Source organism: Parabacteroides sp. MSK.9.14, assembly GCF_019041495.1.
In the GTDB taxonomy this organism is placed as follows: Bacteria; Bacteroidota; Bacteroidia; order Bacteroidales; family Tannerellaceae; genus Parabacteroides; species Parabacteroides merdae.
Map to the genome: position 1 here is coordinate 30,520 of NZ_JAHPXO010000007.1, position 19,379 is coordinate 49,898.

General features: G+C 44.8%; 19 protein-coding genes and 1 pseudogene. 5 read left to right on the plus strand and 15 right to left on the minus strand.

Annotated features, from left to right (window positions below; all coding sequences use genetic code 11):
* Window positions 1–51: 51 nt before the first annotated feature.
* The 3 genes from KTG12_RS05440 to KTG12_RS05450 all read right to left on the minus strand — a co-directional run bounded on the left by KTG12_RS05440 (window position 52) and on the right by KTG12_RS05450 (window position 2,969).
* Window positions 52–1,137, minus strand: coding sequence for a DUF6371 domain-containing protein (locus KTG12_RS05440; RefSeq protein ID WP_087375709.1), 1,086 nt, complete (start codon window positions 1,135–1,137; stop codon window positions 52–54).
* Window positions 1,138–1,215: 78 nt separating this feature from the next.
* The gene (locus KTG12_RS05445) at window positions 1,216–2,592 is read right to left on the minus strand and encodes a DUF3987 domain-containing protein (protein WP_087375708.1); all 1,377 of its coding nucleotides are present in this window, start codon (window positions 2,590–2,592) and stop codon (window positions 1,216–1,218) included.
* Window positions 2,593–2,603: 11 nt separating this feature from the next.
* A complete protein-coding gene (locus tag KTG12_RS05450; protein WP_087375707.1) occupies window positions 2,604–2,969 on the minus strand; it encodes a helix-turn-helix domain-containing protein in 366 nt (121 codons plus the stop codon).
* 184 nt (window positions 2,970–3,153) lie between these two features.
* Here KTG12_RS05450 and KTG12_RS05455 point away from each other — a divergent pair, with 184 nt between their 5' ends.
* On the plus strand, window positions 3,154–4,086 hold the full coding sequence (locus KTG12_RS05455) for a restriction endonuclease (protein WP_087346563.1): 933 nt from the start codon (window positions 3,154–3,156) through the stop codon (window positions 4,084–4,086).
* A 10-nt stretch (window positions 4,087–4,096) separates the two neighbouring features.
* Here the strand turns inward: KTG12_RS05455 and KTG12_RS05460 are convergent, their stop codons facing one another.
* From KTG12_RS05460 to KTG12_RS05485, 6 genes and pseudogenes are all read right to left on the minus strand, one after another.
* Window positions 4,097–4,981: a mobilization protein gene (locus KTG12_RS05460; RefSeq protein WP_087375706.1), complete on the minus strand. Its 885-nt coding sequence runs from the start codon at window positions 4,979–4,981 to the stop codon at window positions 4,097–4,099.
* Between the two features lie 264 nt (window positions 4,982–5,245).
* Window positions 5,246–5,611 (minus strand): annotated as a pseudogene (locus KTG12_RS05465) (lipofamily protein).
* An 8-nt stretch (window positions 5,612–5,619) separates the two neighbouring features.
* The gene (locus KTG12_RS05470; protein ID WP_087375705.1) at window positions 5,620–6,726 is read right to left on the minus strand and encodes a site-specific integrase; all 1,107 of its coding nucleotides are present in this window, start codon (window positions 6,724–6,726) and stop codon (window positions 5,620–5,622) included.
* 84 nt (window positions 6,727–6,810) lie between these two features.
* Window positions 6,811–7,710, minus strand: a complete 900-nt coding sequence (locus tag KTG12_RS05475) for a helix-turn-helix domain-containing protein (RefSeq protein ID WP_087375704.1) — start codon at window positions 7,708–7,710, stop codon at window positions 6,811–6,813.
* Between the two features lie 247 nt (window positions 7,711–7,957).
* Window positions 7,958–9,340 carry a tRNA uridine-5-carboxymethylaminomethyl(34) synthesis GTPase MnmE gene (gene mnmE / locus KTG12_RS05480; protein WP_155143519.1) on the minus strand — a complete coding sequence of 461 codons (1,383 nt, stop codon included), beginning with the start codon at window positions 9,338–9,340 and terminating at the stop codon, window positions 7,958–7,960.
* Window positions 9,341–9,344: 4 nt separating this feature from the next.
* Window positions 9,345–10,466: a DUF362 domain-containing protein gene (locus KTG12_RS05485; RefSeq protein WP_122115546.1), complete on the minus strand. Its 1,122-nt coding sequence runs from the start codon at window positions 10,464–10,466 to the stop codon at window positions 9,345–9,347.
* 113 nt (window positions 10,467–10,579) lie between these two features.
* Here KTG12_RS05485 and KTG12_RS05490 point away from each other — a divergent pair, with 113 nt between their 5' ends.
* Entirely contained in the window at window positions 10,580–11,770 is a 1,191-nt protein-coding gene (locus tag KTG12_RS05490) for an AAA family ATPase (protein ID WP_122115547.1), read from the plus strand.
* A gap of 31 nt (window positions 11,771–11,801) precedes the next feature.
* A complete protein-coding gene (locus KTG12_RS05495) occupies window positions 11,802–12,542 on the plus strand; it encodes a nitroreductase family protein (RefSeq protein WP_005635903.1) in 741 nt (246 codons plus the stop codon).
* An 80-nt stretch (window positions 12,543–12,622) separates the two neighbouring features.
* On the opposite strand, the gene KTG12_RS05500 is transcribed toward KTG12_RS05495, so the two are convergent.
* The 4 genes from KTG12_RS05500 to KTG12_RS05515 form a co-directional block, all read right to left on the minus strand.
* On the minus strand, window positions 12,623–13,486 hold the full coding sequence (locus KTG12_RS05500; RefSeq protein WP_005635904.1) for a nucleoside phosphorylase: 864 nt from the start codon (window positions 13,484–13,486) through the stop codon (window positions 12,623–12,625).
* A 92-nt stretch (window positions 13,487–13,578) separates the two neighbouring features.
* Window positions 13,579–14,571, minus strand: coding sequence for a flotillin-like protein FloA (gene floA, locus KTG12_RS05505; protein ID WP_005635906.1), 993 nt, complete (start codon window positions 14,569–14,571; stop codon window positions 13,579–13,581).
* A 38-nt stretch (window positions 14,572–14,609) separates the two neighbouring features.
* On the minus strand, window positions 14,610–15,080 hold the full coding sequence (locus KTG12_RS05510; protein WP_005635908.1) for an NfeD family protein: 471 nt from the start codon (window positions 15,078–15,080) through the stop codon (window positions 14,610–14,612).
* Between the two features lie 11 nt (window positions 15,081–15,091).
* Entirely contained in the window at window positions 15,092–16,531 is a 1,440-nt protein-coding gene (locus tag KTG12_RS05515) for a M48 family metallopeptidase (protein WP_046452363.1), read from the minus strand.
* 150 nt (window positions 16,532–16,681) lie between these two features.
* Between KTG12_RS05515 and KTG12_RS05520 the strand changes: the two genes are divergently transcribed.
* Together KTG12_RS05520 and KTG12_RS05525 are read left to right on the plus strand one after the other, a co-directional pair.
* Window positions 16,682–17,437, plus strand: coding sequence for a tRNA 2-thiocytidine biosynthesis TtcA family protein (locus KTG12_RS05520; RefSeq protein WP_005635915.1), 756 nt, complete (start codon window positions 16,682–16,684; stop codon window positions 17,435–17,437).
* An 8-nt stretch (window positions 17,438–17,445) separates the two neighbouring features.
* Complete coding sequence (locus KTG12_RS05525; RefSeq protein ID WP_005635919.1) at window positions 17,446–17,817, plus strand: DMT family protein; 372 nt, start codon at window positions 17,446–17,448, stop codon at window positions 17,815–17,817.
* An 80-nt stretch (window positions 17,818–17,897) separates the two neighbouring features.
* On the opposite strand, the gene miaA is transcribed toward KTG12_RS05525, so the two are convergent.
* Window positions 17,898–18,806, minus strand: coding sequence for a tRNA (adenosine(37)-N6)-dimethylallyltransferase MiaA (gene miaA / locus KTG12_RS05530; protein ID WP_005635920.1), 909 nt, complete (start codon window positions 18,804–18,806; stop codon window positions 17,898–17,900).
* 3 nt (window positions 18,807–18,809) lie between these two features.
* Window positions 18,810–19,370 (minus strand): hypothetical protein, encoded by a 561-nt coding sequence (locus KTG12_RS05535; RefSeq protein WP_005635922.1) that lies wholly within the window; start codon window positions 19,368–19,370, stop codon window positions 18,810–18,812.
* Window positions 19,371–19,379: the final 9 nt, after the last annotated feature.

Consider the following 19,379-nt stretch of genomic DNA (forward strand, 5'->3'; position numbering starts at 1 on the left):
CACCGACATTAACTTGCTACAGTAAAAAAGTCTCGATTCCTCTTCCGGTATTCAAAGTCTGAATCCTCGTTTCTTAGGCTGTGAAACTTTCGGCAGCGGAGTGTCTTTTTGTATGCTGATGAGCTTCAGATCGAATATATCTATCAGTGTTTTCAAGACTGGATTTCTCTTTATCATCTGTTGCAGGATAGCTTCGTCGGGCTTCACTTTGAGCAGATAATCGGCTATGTCGTACCCCTCTTTTCGCTCGTTTTCGGTGGCATTGGTTTCCATATAATCGAACATTCGTACCTCAATCCCGTAGCTTTTCATCAGACCGATTTTGCTCTGCCAATAGTCGGTCGCCCCCAAATCGGGGAATAACACAACGCTTCTTCCTACCAGAACGGATAGGCTGTTGGCATTGAAGCAACCGTTCTTTCCACCTGATGCTATCCATAGAAACTGCGGCAGATAGTAGGAAGCAATGAGTGCCGTTTTCTCGCTTTCGACCAGTGCGACAGGACGGCTTTTGTCTTCAGGAAGCAGATGCTCACCGAAGAAGCATTGCTTCAAATTGTAATCACCTTTGTGTAATACGGAGTGCACCCACGTAACATGATTGTATGGTTCTTTTATCCGCTTACCTGTTTCGGAATTGTAAAGCATTATCTTACCTGTACGGATTTTATTCTGATTGTCCGTTTGCCAGAATACGGTTGCACCGTCCCAATACTTGGAAGTACCAACCTTGTATCTTTTCATGAGTTCCAATGTCTCCGTCTCTCCGAACTGAGCCGATAGAAATTGAAACAACTTGTTTGCAGAATAGCCACGCAATGATTGGTTGACTATATCCAAATCAATGTAGGAAGTAGCTATTGGTTGTGCTTCCTTAATAGGGGCATAGTTCCTGAAACTATTCTCCTTCTCCGCAAACTTTTCTTTCTCAGACGGGTTCTGCTCAAAGTAATCACGAGGCGTGAAGTGATAACCGCATTTCTGCTCATGGTCACAACGCCCCACGTACTCAGGGAACTGGATTTGCTTCTCCGTATCAATGTACTTGGAAAAACATCTTTGGTGGTGGCAGTTCGGGCAAGTGTGTCGAGTGCTGACACCTTTGTAGGGTTCTAATATGAATCTATGTGTACTCATTGTATGTTTCTTTTTGGGTGTGTCACTTTTGTCGTTATTGTCGTTTTCGCTGGAAAAGTGTCAAAACCGACAAAAATGTCACGGGTTAATCTTTGAATATTCTCCATGCTTCTCTTTGCGGAACAATGTCCCGATGTTGTCATTGAGAAAGCGTTGAAATGTGCGCTCCTTCATTCCATTTTGCTCGGCTATCTGTATAGCTTGGGCAGTTGTAAAGGATGGAGGAAGTAGATTGACTATCGCCTGTTGTTGGCTGTTGAGCATGTTCTCATTGAGTATATTTTGAACGCTCAATGCGGATTCCTTGAAATACTCCGTCAGTTTAATGGCTCGTTCTACCGTCAACAGGTCGATATATGTTTTACCACACTCTCCGCAGGTCCATCGCGCTAATTGGATAATCAGGCAGAAACGGATGATGTATATCTCCAGCTTGCAATAGATACTCACAATGGTGTCATTTGTCTCTTGGTCGCACAATTCTGAGAAGTGGTGCTGCCATTCGTAAAGCCGTCTCTTGGCATCCTCCGTGAAAAGAAGAATCTGCGGTTCTATCTCTCCAAACTCATTGAGGGCATACTCTTGTTGTATCAGTTTGTCAATAATGGCATTCCATTCTTGTTCGATGTTCTCCGGTAGTTCCTTGTCATTCCAACGAGCCTTCTGTTGCAGATTGGGCATCACAAACAGAATGCGGTCGATGAATCCGTTACTGGAACGTTCACCTTTAGCCAACTCACTGAGAATCTTCTTTTGAATAGTACCAATAACTGAGATATACGGTCGCTTGATGAAGATGGAACTCTTGGCATTTTTGCGGTCGGATATAGTGGTCTTGGCACTGAACACCGACAGCCAGAACTGTTCTTCCGAACCGTTGTTATAACGGTTGAAGTTCTTGAACCAAGCGGATAACTCGTCAGCCCACAAGCATAAACCACGTTTGTTTTGCGCATGGATAAGGCTCAAACCTTCAGGCGTTACATCCGAAATTAAGAAGCGTTTACGAACTGGCTCCTGAGGAAATTGTTCTTCACCGCTTTCCGCTCGTTCTTTGCGGCTCATACTCATCAGTTCATCATACTTGGCAAGAGCCTTTTCAAAGACTTGATTCTGCTGATAGTCGTAATCAAGAAACGGTTTCATCGCAAAGCTGAGCGGATGACTTTTGTTTGCTCCCGGTCTTCCTATCAATGCCATATACAGGATAGGGCTTTCTATCCAGCCTTGCTTGATTTGGGCAAGATGCGTGTTACCGATGCCAACTGCAATCGCTGCAAAAATTGCAGAGGCAATGTAGTCAGTCGGGTAGTTATGGCATTCGTGAACCTCACTGATGATGCGTTGGATTTTTGTCGGGAATATGCTGACAGGAAAATCAGTGCCAGCCAATCGCATACTTAAATCAACCGCTTCGTCAATGATGGATGCCGGATTAATAGAGGATGTATCCATAGTTCTACTCATTAAAACTTCATGGATGATTTGGACTTATGACGGACACCGCCTTGCATATTTGCCAGCATCTCCTCGTAAGTCTGTTCTGCACTCTTTCTACGCCCGTTCTCAATCCAAGAAAGAAGTTCGTCTTCATAGAAATAGAGTTTCTTACCTTTCTTATAGGCAGGAAGCAGTCCTTTGCGTACCAATGTATAAATGGTAGGCTTGGCTTTTCGGATGATACGGCAAGCATCCTCTATTTCTACCAACACATGTTTGTCAGATGGCTGTGGCTGGAGTTCCGCTACCATCTTTTTCAACTCGATGACCTGTTCGGTCAGATAACCTACCGCTTCGGGCAGCTTATCAAATGTTACTGTTTCTTTTTGCATACGCCAATCGTTTTTAATTGTTCGACGGCAAAGGAAACAGGTGTTTCAATGGTGGAATCATTCACCAAAATATAACTGATGAATAACTTTTTGATGGTAATAAGTGATGATTACGAGTAATTTAAGTACCTTTGTGTCATGAAATACCAGTGGTTATTGAAGCTATAAAACAAATTTGTCGTTTATGATACCGCAATTTGAAGAAATACGGATACAGGCATTGAAAGAATTAAGTGCCGGGATAGTTATGAGAGCTAAAGATTTACGCATTCCTTTGGCTAAGCATTTTGGATTGACCGATGAGGAAATGAATGCTTGGTATCCTTCTGGTAATGGCGAAATATTCTTAGACCGTATTTCGTGGGCTTTATCGTATCTTTTTATTGCAGGTCTTGTAGAAAAGCCCCAAAGAGGTGATTATAAAATCAGCGAAAAGGGACTGTCTATGCTTTCTTCATGCACGGAGAAACAAATAAATGAGTTCATCAAAGTAACAGTGAATGCGAAAACTCCGAAGAAAAGTTCTAAAAATAAGGATGCTAACAACACTTCTTCCCATTTGGGAAATGATGATGAACGTACACCGGAAGAAGAATTAGCTGATTCTTATGATAGGATAAAGCAGAATGTGCAATCTCAAATTCTGACAACTATATTAAGTAAAAAGCCACAAGAATTTGAACGGTTAGTTGTGAAATTACTTCAAGCAATGGGGTATGGTGGCGAGGTCAAAAACTCAGGTGTTGTAACGAAACTATCTAATGATGGTGGTATAGATGGTATCATTAAAGAAGATATTTTAGGATTTAATCATATATCCATACAGGCAAAGCGATATGCTTTAGATAATAATGTTCAGCGTCATGAGGTTCAGAGCTTTGTAGGAGCTGTTGCAGGAACACCATCCAAGAAAGGTGTATTCATCACCACCTCTGATTATTCTAAAGGTGCGATGGAATATGTGGAAAGCCTTAACGGTTCACCAACTATTATCCTGATAAATGGTCAGCAATTAACAGAATATATTTATGACTATGGCTTGGGATTGCAAACAGAGAAAGTCCTTAAAGTCATGAAAATGGATATGGACTACTGGGATGCAATGGACAATGCCTAATGGTATTGCGTTATGCAATTTTTCTATCTAATTTAATCTTGCATTCTGATTCTGTATGCGACATTTTACGTTCAATAGTAGATATTTCCGAATCACGGAGGGTATGGGTAAATACCCTCTTTATAAAAGTGGCGGTCTGTAAGCGTGGCTTACTGAATGCCTTGCCGATATTCCATCCAAAGTGCATGATGTCAATGGTCTTTAACTGAGAATCGACCTTTATTGGTTCAACTTTAGGCAGAGTATCTAACAAGTAATATTCTGCCACATATCCACACAAGCGATTAAGTGCCGTTTCATCAAGATAGGAAACCAAAGTTTGTTTTGTGTATGCGATAACCTTATTGAGTTTTTCTTGTGAGGCACGTTCTTTCTCTGCCATAGCGTTTGCACGAAGAGTCTCGTATTCTGATGGCTGGTCGGATTCTTCGATAGATGTGTTGTTGGTAGAAGGCGTGGTTTCCTCCTTTGGAAGTTCTGCCACATCTTCGTTGGGTTCGTAATATGATAGAGTAGAAACTTCTTCTGTTATGTCAGATGTAGTTTCGATTTCAATTTCGGGTTCAGGTTCAGAAATGATAGGTTTTGAATTTATAGAACTTCCGGCAAGTTCCGAGTTTGCTGCTGGAGCTTCTACGACTACAGCCTTGTTGCGATAGCATTCAAATCTCATAAAGCACTTCTCTATTGTAGGTGAAAGGAGTTGTCTGAATACCATTTGCAGATTGAGATAGATAGCTCCCATGATAATGGAGCTTACCACTAAAATGAGGTAGCTGCTGAACTCATCCCAACCATAGTGTAGCACGGTCTGGCGGGCTAAAACACCAATGATTGCGATTGTACCAAAAACAATCAGATGCAATGTTATATGTTCTATCTTTTTCTGCTCCATAGTGGTATGTATTAATCGTTTGTGTGCAAATATATAGGATTAATTTTTGAAAAAATCCATAGTTTTGCCTGTTAATGGGCTTTTGACGATATATTTCATCACTTTTCACCACGTTACACTCTTAATAATAAGCGCATTGCAAATTTCTTGTTTTTGGATGAAAATAGTTGGGTAAATAGGCTTGTGTATCTTAAAAACAAAAATTATCTGCATCATTTAATGTAAACAATGCAGATAATCAATAGGGTATAGAGATATTGCTTATTAGCAATACAATGTATGGTTTGTATCCTTGTTGAAATATAACAAGAGGTTGTAATCTTGTTTACGAGCGACTTTGTTTATTAGCTATTTCCTAAATGCTGCGGAATGCCCGGTGTCTATCTGATAGGATAGGGCTATAACCATATCGAGATTATACACATCGGCATTGTTCCCATTCTCCAATTTGATGTACTTACAAACTTCGTGGCTCCTCAAAACATTAGCTTTCAGGATTCTCTTAATTGCTGCATGGATAGTCCAAGCAGTTGTATAAAACAAGTCTGCAAGCTCCCAAGCGGTCATCCATATTTCACCATCGGAAATATGGATGCTTTGTTCGTTGTTTGTTATGATTCCTCGTTTCATAGTTATATCTATTTGAGTGATATTTTATTGGCTGTTTCTCGTTTCTTGGAATTGACCAAATCGGCATAAATCTGAGTTGTGGACACATTCTTATGCGTTAGCATCTTTGATACCGTGTAAATATCTGTACCTAAGGATATTTGTATGACGGCGTAGCTGTGCCTGAAGCAATGGAAGCTTATCGGTTTCGTTATTCCTGCTTTTTTGAGCCAGCTTTTCAGCGGATAATTAATCATGCTCCGTTTCAAATCCTTGAATACTTTGCCTGTTCCGGGTGTTCCGCATAGTTCGTAGGCTTCGTAACTGATGGGGAGTGTCGCTTCCGTTTGTGTTTTCTGTGTCCTGATGCGCAAGCAATAACCTTGGTCGGGAGCGATAGTGAAATCTTCCCATTGCAGATTGAGAATGTCACTGATACGTAAGCCTGTCAGACAAGCGAATAGAGAAGCAGCTTTCAGAACAGGAATGTCGCAAGGTGTGGCAGCGAGTTGCTTCACTTCGTCCAGCGTCAGATACTCTTTCTTCACATCTTGTGGCTCTATTTTATCAAGATAGTCATTGATGTTTTCTCGAAACCATTTGTCTCGATAGGCAATCTTTAACAATCCTCTGAATGTAGAGTAGTAGCCGGATGCCGAATTGAGGGAAATGTGGCGGTTGCTGTGTTTGAGTTGCTTGGCGTTCAGCAAGTACTCACGGAACTTCTTGCATAAATCCACATTCACATCGCCAAAGGTACATTGTCCCTTGACGAAGTTGTAGAAATGCTGATAGACAAACTGCCATTTCTGGTCTTTATTCCGGCACATTTTCTTGAAGTAGGCGAGGAAGTCGGCTTTCTGTTTGGTCTTATCCAAGAAGCCAAACTCTTCATTGATGAGCGATTGTACCCGGATGCAGCGGATAGCCTCTGCCTTGTTCAACATATCGTTGTTGAACTCCCGTTCCATTTCGTTCTTCGGATGGGCATAGATGTAGATGCCGAGGTATTCCCTGCGGCTCATCTGCATCGTTTCGGGGTTACGGACTGCCGGATAATAATCCAGATACAAGGAGATGCGATTATTCCGAATCGCTCTCTGACGAACTGTTACTTTTGTACATGTGTGTGACATACTGTTTGATATTTAGAATTTTACATTTGTTTGGTGCAAAGGAATAAGGTGATTCAATGGTGGGTATATTCACCAAGAAATAACTTATTCAATCTTTGGGGCTGCAAGCAACTTATCTAATTCGGGCTTGGAGATAAACGTGTATTTGCCTTTCTTGACCTTGGGGATATTATGGTACTTCGCATAGTGATAGAGTTGGTCACGAGTGAGGTTGAACTTCTCCATCGCTTCGGCTACCGTATAATATTGCGGTTCTTCTGGTATGGCAATTCCCTTGGCTATATCTACGTGCTTCTTGGAATAGTACACCATGATGCCCTCTTTCTTCTTGGGGATGGCATTCTTGGAAACGAAACAATAGATGGCAGATAGGGTCATGCCGAACTTCTCCTGCATTTCTTGGGAGCTGTACCATTCGGTAATGTCTGGATTCGGGGCTTTCTTGGCAAAGTAAGCGTCAATATGTTTCTTGCTCCAGTAGGTCTTACCACGATTGAAAGTTCGGGGGATGTTGTTCTTCTTGGCTACCACAAATATCCATGACTCGTTTACATGATATTTCTCTTTGACTTCTGCGGTGGTGTAGAAGTCGGTGATAGGGGCTTTCTCAATGGGTACTCTCTTTTTGTATTCCGCTGCATTTTCAAACAGAAGCTCTATATCTTTTCTTCTGACTAATGTCTTACCTTTGAATTGAACTACTTTTATGATGTTATCTGCCATATAGCGATAAATACTGGCTCGACTAATCCTTAAGAGTTTTGCTGCTTCAGGTGGGGTATAGAATTCCTTGTCCTCAATAGATGGTTTTTCCGTCTTTATTGAGAACTCTTTTTGATAAGTCGCTATACGCTCTTGCCTAATCCGTTCTTTATAGGCTGCATTGTTGCACCTATGAGAACAATAGTTCGTAGTCGTTTTGCGAGCTATGAAAATTTGCCCACACCATTTGCATTTCTTCTTGATTTCGATGTTGCTGCTCATTCTTTTCTCCGTTTATTTCTCCAATTTTGTTTCAGTGCGTCTCACCACGTCTCACTGTGTCTCAAATCTCTACTACCTTGCTGGTGAGAAACAAGGCTTTAACAAGCGAGCAACAAATGCGGTACAAAAATGAGCTGAATAAGCCCTATAAACGATAACTATCGCTTATAAGGCTAAAAAGAAAGGCGCTCAAAATGAACGCCTTGATAATCGTTGATGATATATGCTAATCGTTGGTAATCACCACTTACTTGCCGACGCAAAACCTCTCAAATATATTCCCTAATACCTGGTCTGTAGTGACTTCTCCGACGATATCTGAGAGGTGGAAGATACATTCTCTTAAGTCTTGGGAGATGAAATCTCCGGAAAGATTGGCGGATAAACCTTCCTGGACACGGTGGATGGATTCGAGGGCGTGGGTTAGGGCTTCGTAATGACGGATATTAGTGACGATGACGTCGTTTGAGGACAAAGAGGGAATATGAGCAGCTTGGATCAGAAGATCCTGCAACTTGTCGATATGCTCTCTTTTCTTAGCCGAGATGAAGATCGATTGTACGTTTTCGGGAAGGTCGGTCGGTTTAAACTGGCGATCGGTGAGCAGGTCGGCTTTGTTGAAAACGAGGATCAGCTGTTTACCTTCCGAGCGAGGTAGTATCTTTTCGGATAATTGGGCGATCTGCAAAGAAGCATCGGCTGCATCTATCATCCAAAGGACAATGTCTGCTTGGTCAAGCTTCTGGAAAGTCCGTTCGATACCGATACTTTCGATCGCATCGTGCGTTTCGCGGATGCCGGCGGTGTCGATGAAACGGAAAGTGATCCCTCCGATGTTGATCGTGTCTTCGATGACGTCACGGGTTGTACCGTGGATGTCGCTGACAATCGCTTTGTCTTCATTCAGCAGGACGTTCAGTAGAGTCGATTTTCCGGCATTTGTCTCACCTATGATCGCTACAGGAATGCCATTCTTGATCGCGTTTCCTACACTGAAAGAGTTGGCCAGACGCGATATGACTGTTTCGATATGGGCCGCCAATGTGCTGAGTTCGCTACGGTCGGCGAACTCCAACTCCTCGTGGTCGCTGAAATCCAGTTCCAGTTCCATCAAAGAAGTGATATGCAAAAGTTGTTCGCGCAAGTTCTTTAATTCATGGCTGAAACCACCGCGCATCTGGTTTAATGCCAAGCGGTGTTGACCGGCTGAGGTCGAGGCGATCAAGTCAGCGACCGCCTCGGCTTGGCTCAGGTCCATCTTGCCGTTCATGAAAGCACGTTGCGTATATTCGCCGGGGAGGGCGGAGCGGCAACCTCTTTCAATCAAAAGTTGCATGATTTGTTGCTGGATGTAGACGGAACCGTGGCAGGTAATTTCTACTGTGTCTTCGCCGGTAAAAGAATGAGGTGCGCGGAAAAGGGCGATCAGCACCTCGTCTATGAGCTCTTCACCACGCCTGATACTACCGTAACGCAGTGTATAGGCTTTCTGTGACAGCAGGCCTTTTCCTGCTGTACGCGGTACGAATATCGTGTTGCAGATTGCGATTGCTTCCGGTCCGGAGATGCGGATGACGGCAATCCCCCCGGCTCCGGGGGCAGTTGATACGGCGCAGATAGTATCTTCCATTAGTCTATACAGTTATTAATTCATATTTCTGTGTTCCAAGACCAATCTTTTCAGCATGTTCCAGTCCTGCTTGCCAGTTCGTGTCGGGGTGCATGAGGTGGAATTTGTCGCAACCTTCCAGATGTTCGTGATGCGGAGCGTCTGAAAGGCGGTTACCAGTCTCCTGGATCGGGGCCTTGATCACCATATCGGCACAAGCCTTGTCTAATGCGACCGGATCAAAAGAAGCGGCGATGCCCAGATCTGGCACAATCGCTGCATCATTGTGGTTCCAACAATCACATTCAGGTGAGACATTCATGATAAAGCTGATGTGGAAATTCGGCTTGCCGGACAAGACAGCTTTGGTATATTCGGCGATCTTGTAGTTTAAACGTTCAGACGTGTCGCCTTCACCCATGACGGCTCCGTCGTATTGGCAAAGAGCTACGCACTGGCCACAACCGACACATTTTCCGTAGTCGATTTCTGCTTTATGGGAAGCGTTCAAATGAATGGCATCGTGGCGGCAATGCTTGACGCATATATTGCAACCCTTGCAACTTTCGATGTCGATTCTGGGCTGTGATGCCGAGTGAAGTTCAAGTTTTCCACCTACGCTGGCGCATCCCATGCCGAGGTTCTTCAAAGCGCCGCCGAATCCGGTCTGCTCGTGTCCTTTGAAGTGGTTCATAGAAATAATGATATCTGCATCGGCAATAGCGGAACCGATTTTGGGAGCTTTACAATATTCACCGTCGATTTCGATTTCACGGTATTCGGTCCCTTTCAGGCCGTCGGCGATAATCACGTCGCATTTGGCGGAAATGGGGTTGAAACCGTTTTCCATTGCACTTTCCAAATGGTCTACTGCATTGGCGCGACGGCCTGAGTACAAGGTGTTGCAATCTGTCAGGAAAGGCTTCGCCCCTAAGTTGCGAAGCAACGTGGCCATCCGGGCTGCATAGTTTGGCCGGATAAAGGCCAGGTTACCAGGTTCGCCGAAGTGGATCTTGATCGCTACAAACTGATTCTGGAAATCAATGTTTGCTATGCCCGCACGTTTTACGAGACGTTCCATCTTGTCCAACAAGTTACTGGACGGGGTCGTACGGAGATTGGTAAAGTAAACTTTAGACGTTTCCATTTGTTTATTGGTTTTTATAGGGACAAAGGTACGAAAAAAACTATTCTTCCTGTAAGTTGTTGGTTTTGTAGATTGGCTTTTATATATTATTTTTGTGTCAAATCAGTTATACTATGGACATGTTTTGGTTAAACCATGAGCAGTTACTTAAAGGCGTAAATCTGGGTTTCCAGCGTTACTTATCCCGACAGGTCAAGTGGGACAGGAGGCTGATCGGTATCTTTGGAGCGAAAGGGGTGGGAAAAACAACGCTTTTGTTGCAGCGTATCAAATTGGCTTATGGCGATTCTCATGAAGCCCTGTATTTGCCTCTCGATAATATATGGTTTCAGGAACGGTGCATGTTGTCCGAAACGGTCAGGCAATTTTATGAAGAGGGGGGCAGGCATCTTTTTCTAGATAATGTCCATCGATATGGTAGCTGGGTACAGGCGATAGAGTGTTTACACGACGATTATCCTGATATGAAGATAGTGTTTGCTGCACCTTTGCTGGTTGAAGGAGAGAAGACGGAGATGCCTTTTGACGGGAAAGGCGATTGGTATACGTTGCATACCATGTCGTTCCGTGAATATTTGTCCTATGAAGGTGCGCTAGATCTCAAACCGGTCCCATTGGACGAACTTTTGCTTAACCATGCGGAAGTGACGCAACAGGTGATGGATGAAGTAAACATAGTCCCCATTTTCCGGAATTATCTGGAACATGGTTGCTATCCTTTTTATTGGGAAGATCCGGATGCCTTCAACTTCCGTTTGCAGGATTTGGTGCGAGATTCGATCGATGTGGACCTTCCCGCCATTCGACAGATGAATAATGCCATGTTCCGGAAGATGAAACAATTGCTGATTCAACTTGCCCAAGAAGCTCCGGAATTTCCCCGCATGCAGGCTTTGACATCCAAATATGAGGCGGATAATACACATATACACCGGTTATTGGGTTATATAAAAGAGATAGGGGTGCTCCGCATTCTACAAGTCAGAAAAGAAGACGGCACACTGGCCCGTTCGTATCGCTCTTTCCTGGCGAACACGAATCTGATGGCAAGTCTTTTCCGGGAGATGGAGCGGGTTTACGTGGGTGAGACGTTTTTCGTCGATCAGATGTCTAATTGCGGGACTGTGGAGCTTTTGCATAATGGAGATTATCGTGTGAATGAAAAGTACACGTTCATGATCGGTGATCCGTTGATGGATTATGAGCGTATCAAGAATGTGGAAAATGCGTTTGCCGCTATACACGGACAGCCTAAAAGTGTAGGAAACAAAATACCTGTCTGGGCACTCGGTCTTTGTTATTGATTGATTTTGTCATCAACTAAATATGTAAGCTATGTTGGAAAATATGAAAAACAGACGGACGATCCGTAAATATACGACTCAGGACATTCCGGATGCTTTGTTGAATGAATTGCTGGAGGTTGCTGCCCGTGCATCCAATACGGGGAATATGCAACTGTATAGTGTGGTCATTACCCGCGATAAGGCAAATAAGGAAAAGTTGGCTCCTGCCCATTTCAATCAGCCGATGATTACGGCGGCTCCGGTCGTGCTCACCTTCTGTGCCGATGCTAACCGTTTTGTAAAATGGGCGGAGCTGCGCGATGCAGTGGCCGGTTTCGATAATTTCCAGACTTTTATCGCTTCGACTATCGATGCGATGCTGTTTGCCCAAAGTTTCTGTACGGCAGCAGAGGAAAAAGGATTGGGAATCTGCTATTTGGGAACGACGGCTTATAACGCAGATAAGATTATCGATGCCTTGTCGCTTCCACGCTTGGTTGTCCCTATCGTGACAGTCACGGTCGGCTATCCCGACGGAATGCCTGAACAGGTGGAACGCTTGCCACTCGGAGCGGTGGTTCACCAGGAGGTTTATACGGATTATACGTCAGCTTCTATCGATGCCTTATACCACGATAAGGAAGAGTTGGAAGTAAATAAACAATTTGTACGGGAGAATGATAAGAAAACATTGGCCCAGGTATTTACGGATGTACGTTATACGAAGGCCAACAATGAATATTTCTCCGACGTATTACTGAAAGTCTTGAAAGGGCAAGGCTTTTTGTAACCCTATGCGTTGTGGTTGCTAACCCTATGCTTTAACCTGCGTAACCCATAGGGTTAGCAACTATAATGCATAGCTTTCTTTTAGATCCGGTCCAATACCGTTTCGATCAGGCCGGTCATGGAACCTTTGTATTCGGTATTCATGTCTTGGGCCACCCGACCGGCAATAATGCAGCACACGGTCATGGCACGATGTCCCATCAAGGCGGACAGTCCGGCGAGAGACGAACTTTCCATTTCGAAGTTGGTAATCCGGCTATCGTTGAACTCGAAAGCTTCTATTTTACGGTTCAGTTCCGGATCGGCGAGCGGCAAGCGGAGCTTGCGGCCTTGCGGACCGTAGAAGCCGTTGGCTGCAATCGTCACTCCCCGGATAATATCGTCTTGTGTGATCTGCTTGACCAGGGATGGATCGGCGGAAACGACATAGGGCTGGATGCCGCTTAGCTTCCATTTCAATTGTCTCATCAGTTCTGATTCGAAAGCCTTGTCGCGCACTTTCTCGGAGCCGGCATAAAAATACAGAACTCCGTCGAACCCGATTGATTTTCCTGCTGCCACATAGGTCCCGACAGGAACAAACGGTTGCAATCCTCCTGAAGTGCCGACACGTACCATTGTCAGTTGCCGAAATATCGGTTTGATGGTACGAGAAGCAAAGTCGATGTTTGCCAAAGCGTCCAGTTCATTCAGGACGATGTCGATATTGTCGGTTCCGATGCCGTGTGAAAGTGTTGTGATGCGCTTCCCTTTGTAAGTGCCGGTGATGGTATGGAATTCACGGCTCGACACTTCACATTCTTTCGTATCGAAGTAGGAAGCGACGGTGTTTACGCGATCGGGGTCGCCGACCATGATGATCTTGTCGGCGAGCTGTTCCGGTTTCAGATGCAGGTGAAAGCAACTGCCATCGGGATTAATGATAAGTTCGGAAGGTGCGATCATTTGATTTCAGGTTTATGATTTTAGGTTTATGATTTCAGATTTATGATTTATGTGTTGATGATAAATCATAAATCTGAAATCATAAATCCTTGTTAGTCTTTTAATGGTTTCGAAGGTGCATTTGACGGTTTGGCGATTGCCTCACGCATGCTGGTATCTGCTTCGATATTCTTCATCTTATAATAGTCCATGATACCCAAATTGCCATTACGGAAAGCTTCAGCCATGGCCTTGGGAACTTCGGCTTCGGCTTCGATAACCTTCGCACGGGCTTCCTGTGCTTTGGCTTTCATCTCCTGTTCGACGGCAACGGCCATGGCACGGCGTTCTTCAGCTTTTGCTTGGGCGATATTCTTGTCGGCTTGAGCCTGGTCCATTTGCAGATAAGCTCCGATGTTCTTGCCTATGTCGATATCAGCGATGTCGATGGACAAGATTTCAAATGCAGTCCCTGCATCCAGACCTTTACGGAGAACCAGCTTGGAGATGGAATCCGGATTTTCCAGCACGCTTTTATGATTTTCAGACGAACCGATAGAGGATACGATGCCTTCGCCGACACGGGCCAGAATCGTTTCTTCGCCGGCACCTCCGACTAATTGCTTGATGTTGGCACGAACCGTCACACGTGCTTTGGCGATCAGCTGGATACCGTCTTTGGCAACGGCTGTAACGGGAGGTGTGTCGATGACTTTCGGGTTGACCGACATTTGCACGGCTTCAAATACATCACGTCCTGCCAGGTCGATAGCGGTTGCCATCTGGAAAGGGAGGTCAATATTCGCTTTCGATGCGGAAACGAGGGCATGGACAACCTTTTCGACATGTCCGCCTGCCAGGTAGTGTGCTTCCAATTCGTCACGGGTCAGCGTTTTCAGACCTGCTTTGTGGGCTTCGATCATGGCGCGGGTGATGACATAAGGCGGCACGTTACGGATACGCATCAGGAAGAGCTGTATCAGCGAGATGTTGACACCTGAAACTTTTGCCGAGATCCACAGAAGGAACGGCACATAATAAAAGAAAATTACCAGCAGCAATATCGCTGCTCCCAAAAGGGCGAGAGGTACAAAGGTCATTTCCATGTGAGTAGAATTATGATTTATGAATTATGATTTATTTTTCAATTTTTAATTTTCACGATTACATTGTAGCCATCGACGCGTATTACCTCGACCGGCGTGTTTTCATCAATCAGCTCGTCCATCGATTTGGCTTCTACGGTGATCCCGTTAATGCGGGCCTTCCCGATTGGGGCGAGGCGTGAAAGTGTCAACCCTTCGTCGCCCGGCACGATTCCCAAGTCGCGGCTGGATACCAGCTTGGAATCGATGTCGGTTTTCAAAGCCACCCGGTTGAAGGATTTGGAACGCAACAACCAGATGAAAGAGGCCGCGAACACAAGCGATGATACCGCCAATGTTACATTGCCGATCGGCGTACTGACCGAATAGGCATAGAACAGGCCGCCGGCAGCAAAAAGGAATCCTCCGACACCGGCAACTGTGATACCCGGTAACATAAATATTTCCAGCAGGATAAGCACAATGGCTACAACCATTAGGAAGGCGATAATAAGCATTTCGAATATCATAGAGCCTTGTTTTATCGTTTGTTTTTCAGATAATTGATTTCGGCATTACGAGCTTTCTTCTCCAACTCGCCGGGCTGTTCCAACAAGGCGTTCAGTTGCTCTTCTGCTTGCAGGATGGTTGGCTTCAGTTGCTCTTTGCGGGCCTTGTTGCCTTCGGCGTAAGAGACGCGCAGGCCGTCGAGTTTTTCATTCAGCTCTTTGATCTGTTTGTTCAAGGCAACCACCTTTTCGTAGTAGCCCTTAGCTTCGGGGCTATTGATGTCATCCAGTTTGTAATAGACAATATTATTACCGATGATAAATTCAAAATCCTTTTCGATCTTTTTCTCTCCATAAGGTATTTCTGTGTGCGACAGACGAATCAGGTCGGCATAGTCGGAACTTTCTTTCCAGGAATCTCGGATAGCAGTGATCGCTGCACGGGCGCGTTTCACTTCTATGTCTTCGCTCTCCACCCGTTTATGCTCTGGATTCGGGATGAAGAGATAGACACAGGCTTTTCCTTCCGGCTGGAAACGATCGGATACAAACCATCCCAATCCTTTCACTTCATCGAAGACCATCATATAATCATTGTAGGGCGAATTGAACGGCATGCCCAACTGCTCTGGAGCCAGATAAGTGTCGGAATTGATGTTGTAGCGGGTGACGAAGAGGTCATAACCGCCAATCGAACCGTTCCCTTTGGAAGAATAATAGATCGTGGCGCCATCGGAAAGGACGAACGGGTAGTTGTCATCGTCATTGCTGTTGATGTTCATCGGTAATTGTTTCTCGTCCCCCCATTCGTCCATAAGCATGGACTGGGTAAAAAGGCAATAACGGTCGCCGTCTGTCGAATGAGCATAGTAAATCTTGTCGCCTTTCTGGTTCTTGTAGACGGTCGAGCTCACTGGCTCGTTTGTCTGGAAAAAATCTTTGTAGGAATCAAGTGTGCCGCTTTCTTCGCTTAGGATATAGGCGGAAAGGAAATCGTCTTTGTCCACGACCAAGCTATCTATGATCTGAACATCTTCCACCTTTTCCATCATGCGTTGTGCATTGTTTGCCAAGTCGAGCTTGGTTTCGAACGATTGCGGATCCTGCTTTTTCTTTGCCAGCAGGTTGATATATTCTTCCAGCATTTCTCCGGCTTCGTCGAAACGATAGGTCTTGTAGTAGACTTCGGACATATAACGGTATGCTTCTTGTACTTTGCGTTTGACAGCTACTTTCAAATGCTTTTCCGCACCGGTCAGATCACCGGTCTCGTAGCAGCAGACACCATACCAATGATTATAGGAGGAATTGCTTGGCGCTTGTTTGACCAGCTTTTCAAAGGCAGGTTTGGCTTCCGCGTACTTACCTTCATTGTATAATTTTTTTGCTTCAGCCAGACTTTGTGCGTGCAGCCCGCCGCAGAGTAACGTGATTCCTATTGTGTAAAACAGTTTATTAGATAACCAATTCATTGATTTATGATTTATGATTTTGATTTTAGATTTATAATCCATAAATCTAAAATCATTACTTTTGTGTCCGATTACAAAAATAGGAATTAAAATCAAGAATCAAAACCCTTATTTTTTTATTCTTAATTTTTAATTCTTAATTAATAAAGTATGGCAAAGTTGACAGAAGAGGAACTCCTGTTTCGTAAAGTAGAAGAGAAAGTCAAGAAGGCGATATTCGAATATGGTCTGATTGTGGATGGTGACCGTATATTGATCGGATTGTCGGGGGGAAAAGATTCGTTGGCGTTGGTGGACTTGCTCGGACGCCGTTCCAAGATATTCCGGCCTCGGTTCGAGGTGATCGTGACGCATATCGTGATGTCAAATATCCCTTATCGTTCGGATATTGACTACCTGAAAAGCCGGGCAGATGAGCACGGCCTTTCCTTTTTCGTGCATGAGACGAGCTTCGACGCTTCGACCGATACCCGCAAGTCTCCTTGTTTCCTTTGTTCTTGGACGCGGCGGAAAGCCTTGTTCGATATTGCAAAGAGGCATGGTTGCAACAAGATTGCCCTCGGGCATCATCAGGACGATATTCTCGAAACCCTTCTGATGAACATGATCCACCAGGGAGCGATCGGAACGATGCCACCGCGCCTAAAGATGGATAAGTTCGATATGGAGATTATCCGCCCCATGTGTCTGGTGGAGGAGAAAGATTTGACCCGGATTGCTGTGTGGAGAGGATATCGGAAACAGATCAAGAATTGCCCGTACGAATCCGGCTCCAGCCGTTCGGATATGAAGGAGGTACTGTCGCGTCTAGAGGCGATCAACCCTGAGGCGCGCTATAGCCTTTGGAGCAGTATGTCGAATATTCAGGAGGACTATCTTCCTAAAATCATAAATCATAAATCATAAATCATCTCATGCAAGGATTTTATACTATTCTGTTATTGGTCGCATCCAATATCTTTATGACGTGTGCTTGGTACGGACATTTGAAGATGAAGCAGCAGTTCAGTTGGTTCGAGCATCTGCCGTTGATCGGTGTTGTCTTGTTCAGCTGGTTTTTAGCGTTTTTTGAATATTGTTTTCAAGTCCCGGCAAACCGGATGGGTTTCCGTGATAATGGCGGGCCTTTTAACCTGATCCAATTGAAGGTGATCCAGGAGGTGATTACGCTGGTTGTCTTTGTCGGTTTTAGTTCGATTGCCTTCAAAGGCGAATCGTTTAAGTGGAACCATGCGCTGGCTTTCCTGTTTCTGGTGGCGGCAGTTTATCTTGTGTTTAAGAAATAAGATTTTAGTATCACTTCAAATCAGGACGAGACAGTGATAGAGAAGTTTGGGATTAGTGATAGGGTAAAAAACGTCCTGTGTCACAAGCGGGTGTTGAGGGTGGCGTCTAAATAGCACAGTATCGCCTCCTTTTCATCCGGATGGAACCATCGGATGTCGGTATCCCGTTTGAACCAGGTCATTTGTTTGCGAGCGTAAACACGAGAGTTGCGTTTTATCTTTTCAATGGCGAAATCTAATGTCCATTCGCCATCCAGGTATTTGAACAGCTCTTTGTAGCCGACAGTGTTGAGGGAGTTCAATTTGCGGAAAGGATAAACGCGGCGTGCTTCTTCCAGCATGCCGTCGGCCATCATTTGGTCTACGCGGCGGTTGATGCGATCGTAAAGTTCTTCACGGTCGCGGGTAAGTCCTATCTGGATGATCCGGAACGGCCGTTCTTTTCGGGTGTTGGTACGGAAGGAGGAATAGGGTTTGCCGGTCATGCGGCAGATTTCAACGGCATGGATTACGCGTTTGTAGTTGTTTCTATCTACTTCATTATAATGTATAGGGTCTGTTTCCTTTAACTCGGCAAGGATAGGGGAGAGACCCTCTTCTTCAAATTGCTTGTAGATGGCGGTTCGGATTTCGGGGGTGACGGTGGGGATATCGTCGATCCCTTTTGTGACGGCATCGATATACATCATGCTACCACCTGTCATAACGACAGTCGGATGTGTCTGGTGGAGTTCCCTGAGCAGAGACATCACATCTTCCTCGAAACTGCTTGCGCTGTAATAATCGGTGAGTGACAATGTGCCGACCATATAATGGCGTACACGTGCCATCTGTTCAACCGTAGGGGCGGCTGTGCCTATCGGAAGGTCTTTGTAAAGCTGACGGGAGTCGGAAGAAATGATCGGAGAACCGAAATGCTCTGCTACACGCAGACTCAGTTCTGTCTTGCCGACTCCTGTCGGCCCCAATAATATGACAAGAGAGTTCATTAATCAAAAGCGCTCGTCGTCGTATGGGTTATCCATCGGTCCGTCGCCGAGCCCGTCGAAACCTTCTTTATCGAGTTCGTCGATATCGTATTCGGAATCGCCGTAGAAATCTTCACCTATTTCGGTGTTACCTGTTTTGGCGTCCATTTCGTCGAACGACATGATCTGAACAGGTGCTTCGCCGATAGATTTGCTGCATACGGCTTTGTCCAGATCTTTGCCTGGGATGATTTCACGGAGTTCCATGAAGAAAGCGCGTTCAGTCATATAATCGAAGACAAAAAGCAACTTCTGGTGTTCGTCTTCCAGAAGCTCTTCCAGACGTGTATCTTCCATTATATAATTGTCTACTTCGGAAGAAGTATCCATTTCAACCAATGTGATTTCCGTATTCTTGCTCCAGTCATCATCACAGATGAAGAAAGAACACATCTGGTCTTTTGTATACCCTACAGAATCCATAATGGCATTGTACAAATCCAGAAATGTTGCTTCTGAGTCGATCTTGATCTCACGTTTGAAGTCGTCAACTTCATCTGATAGAATTAAAAATCTAAATACCATAGTCGTTAT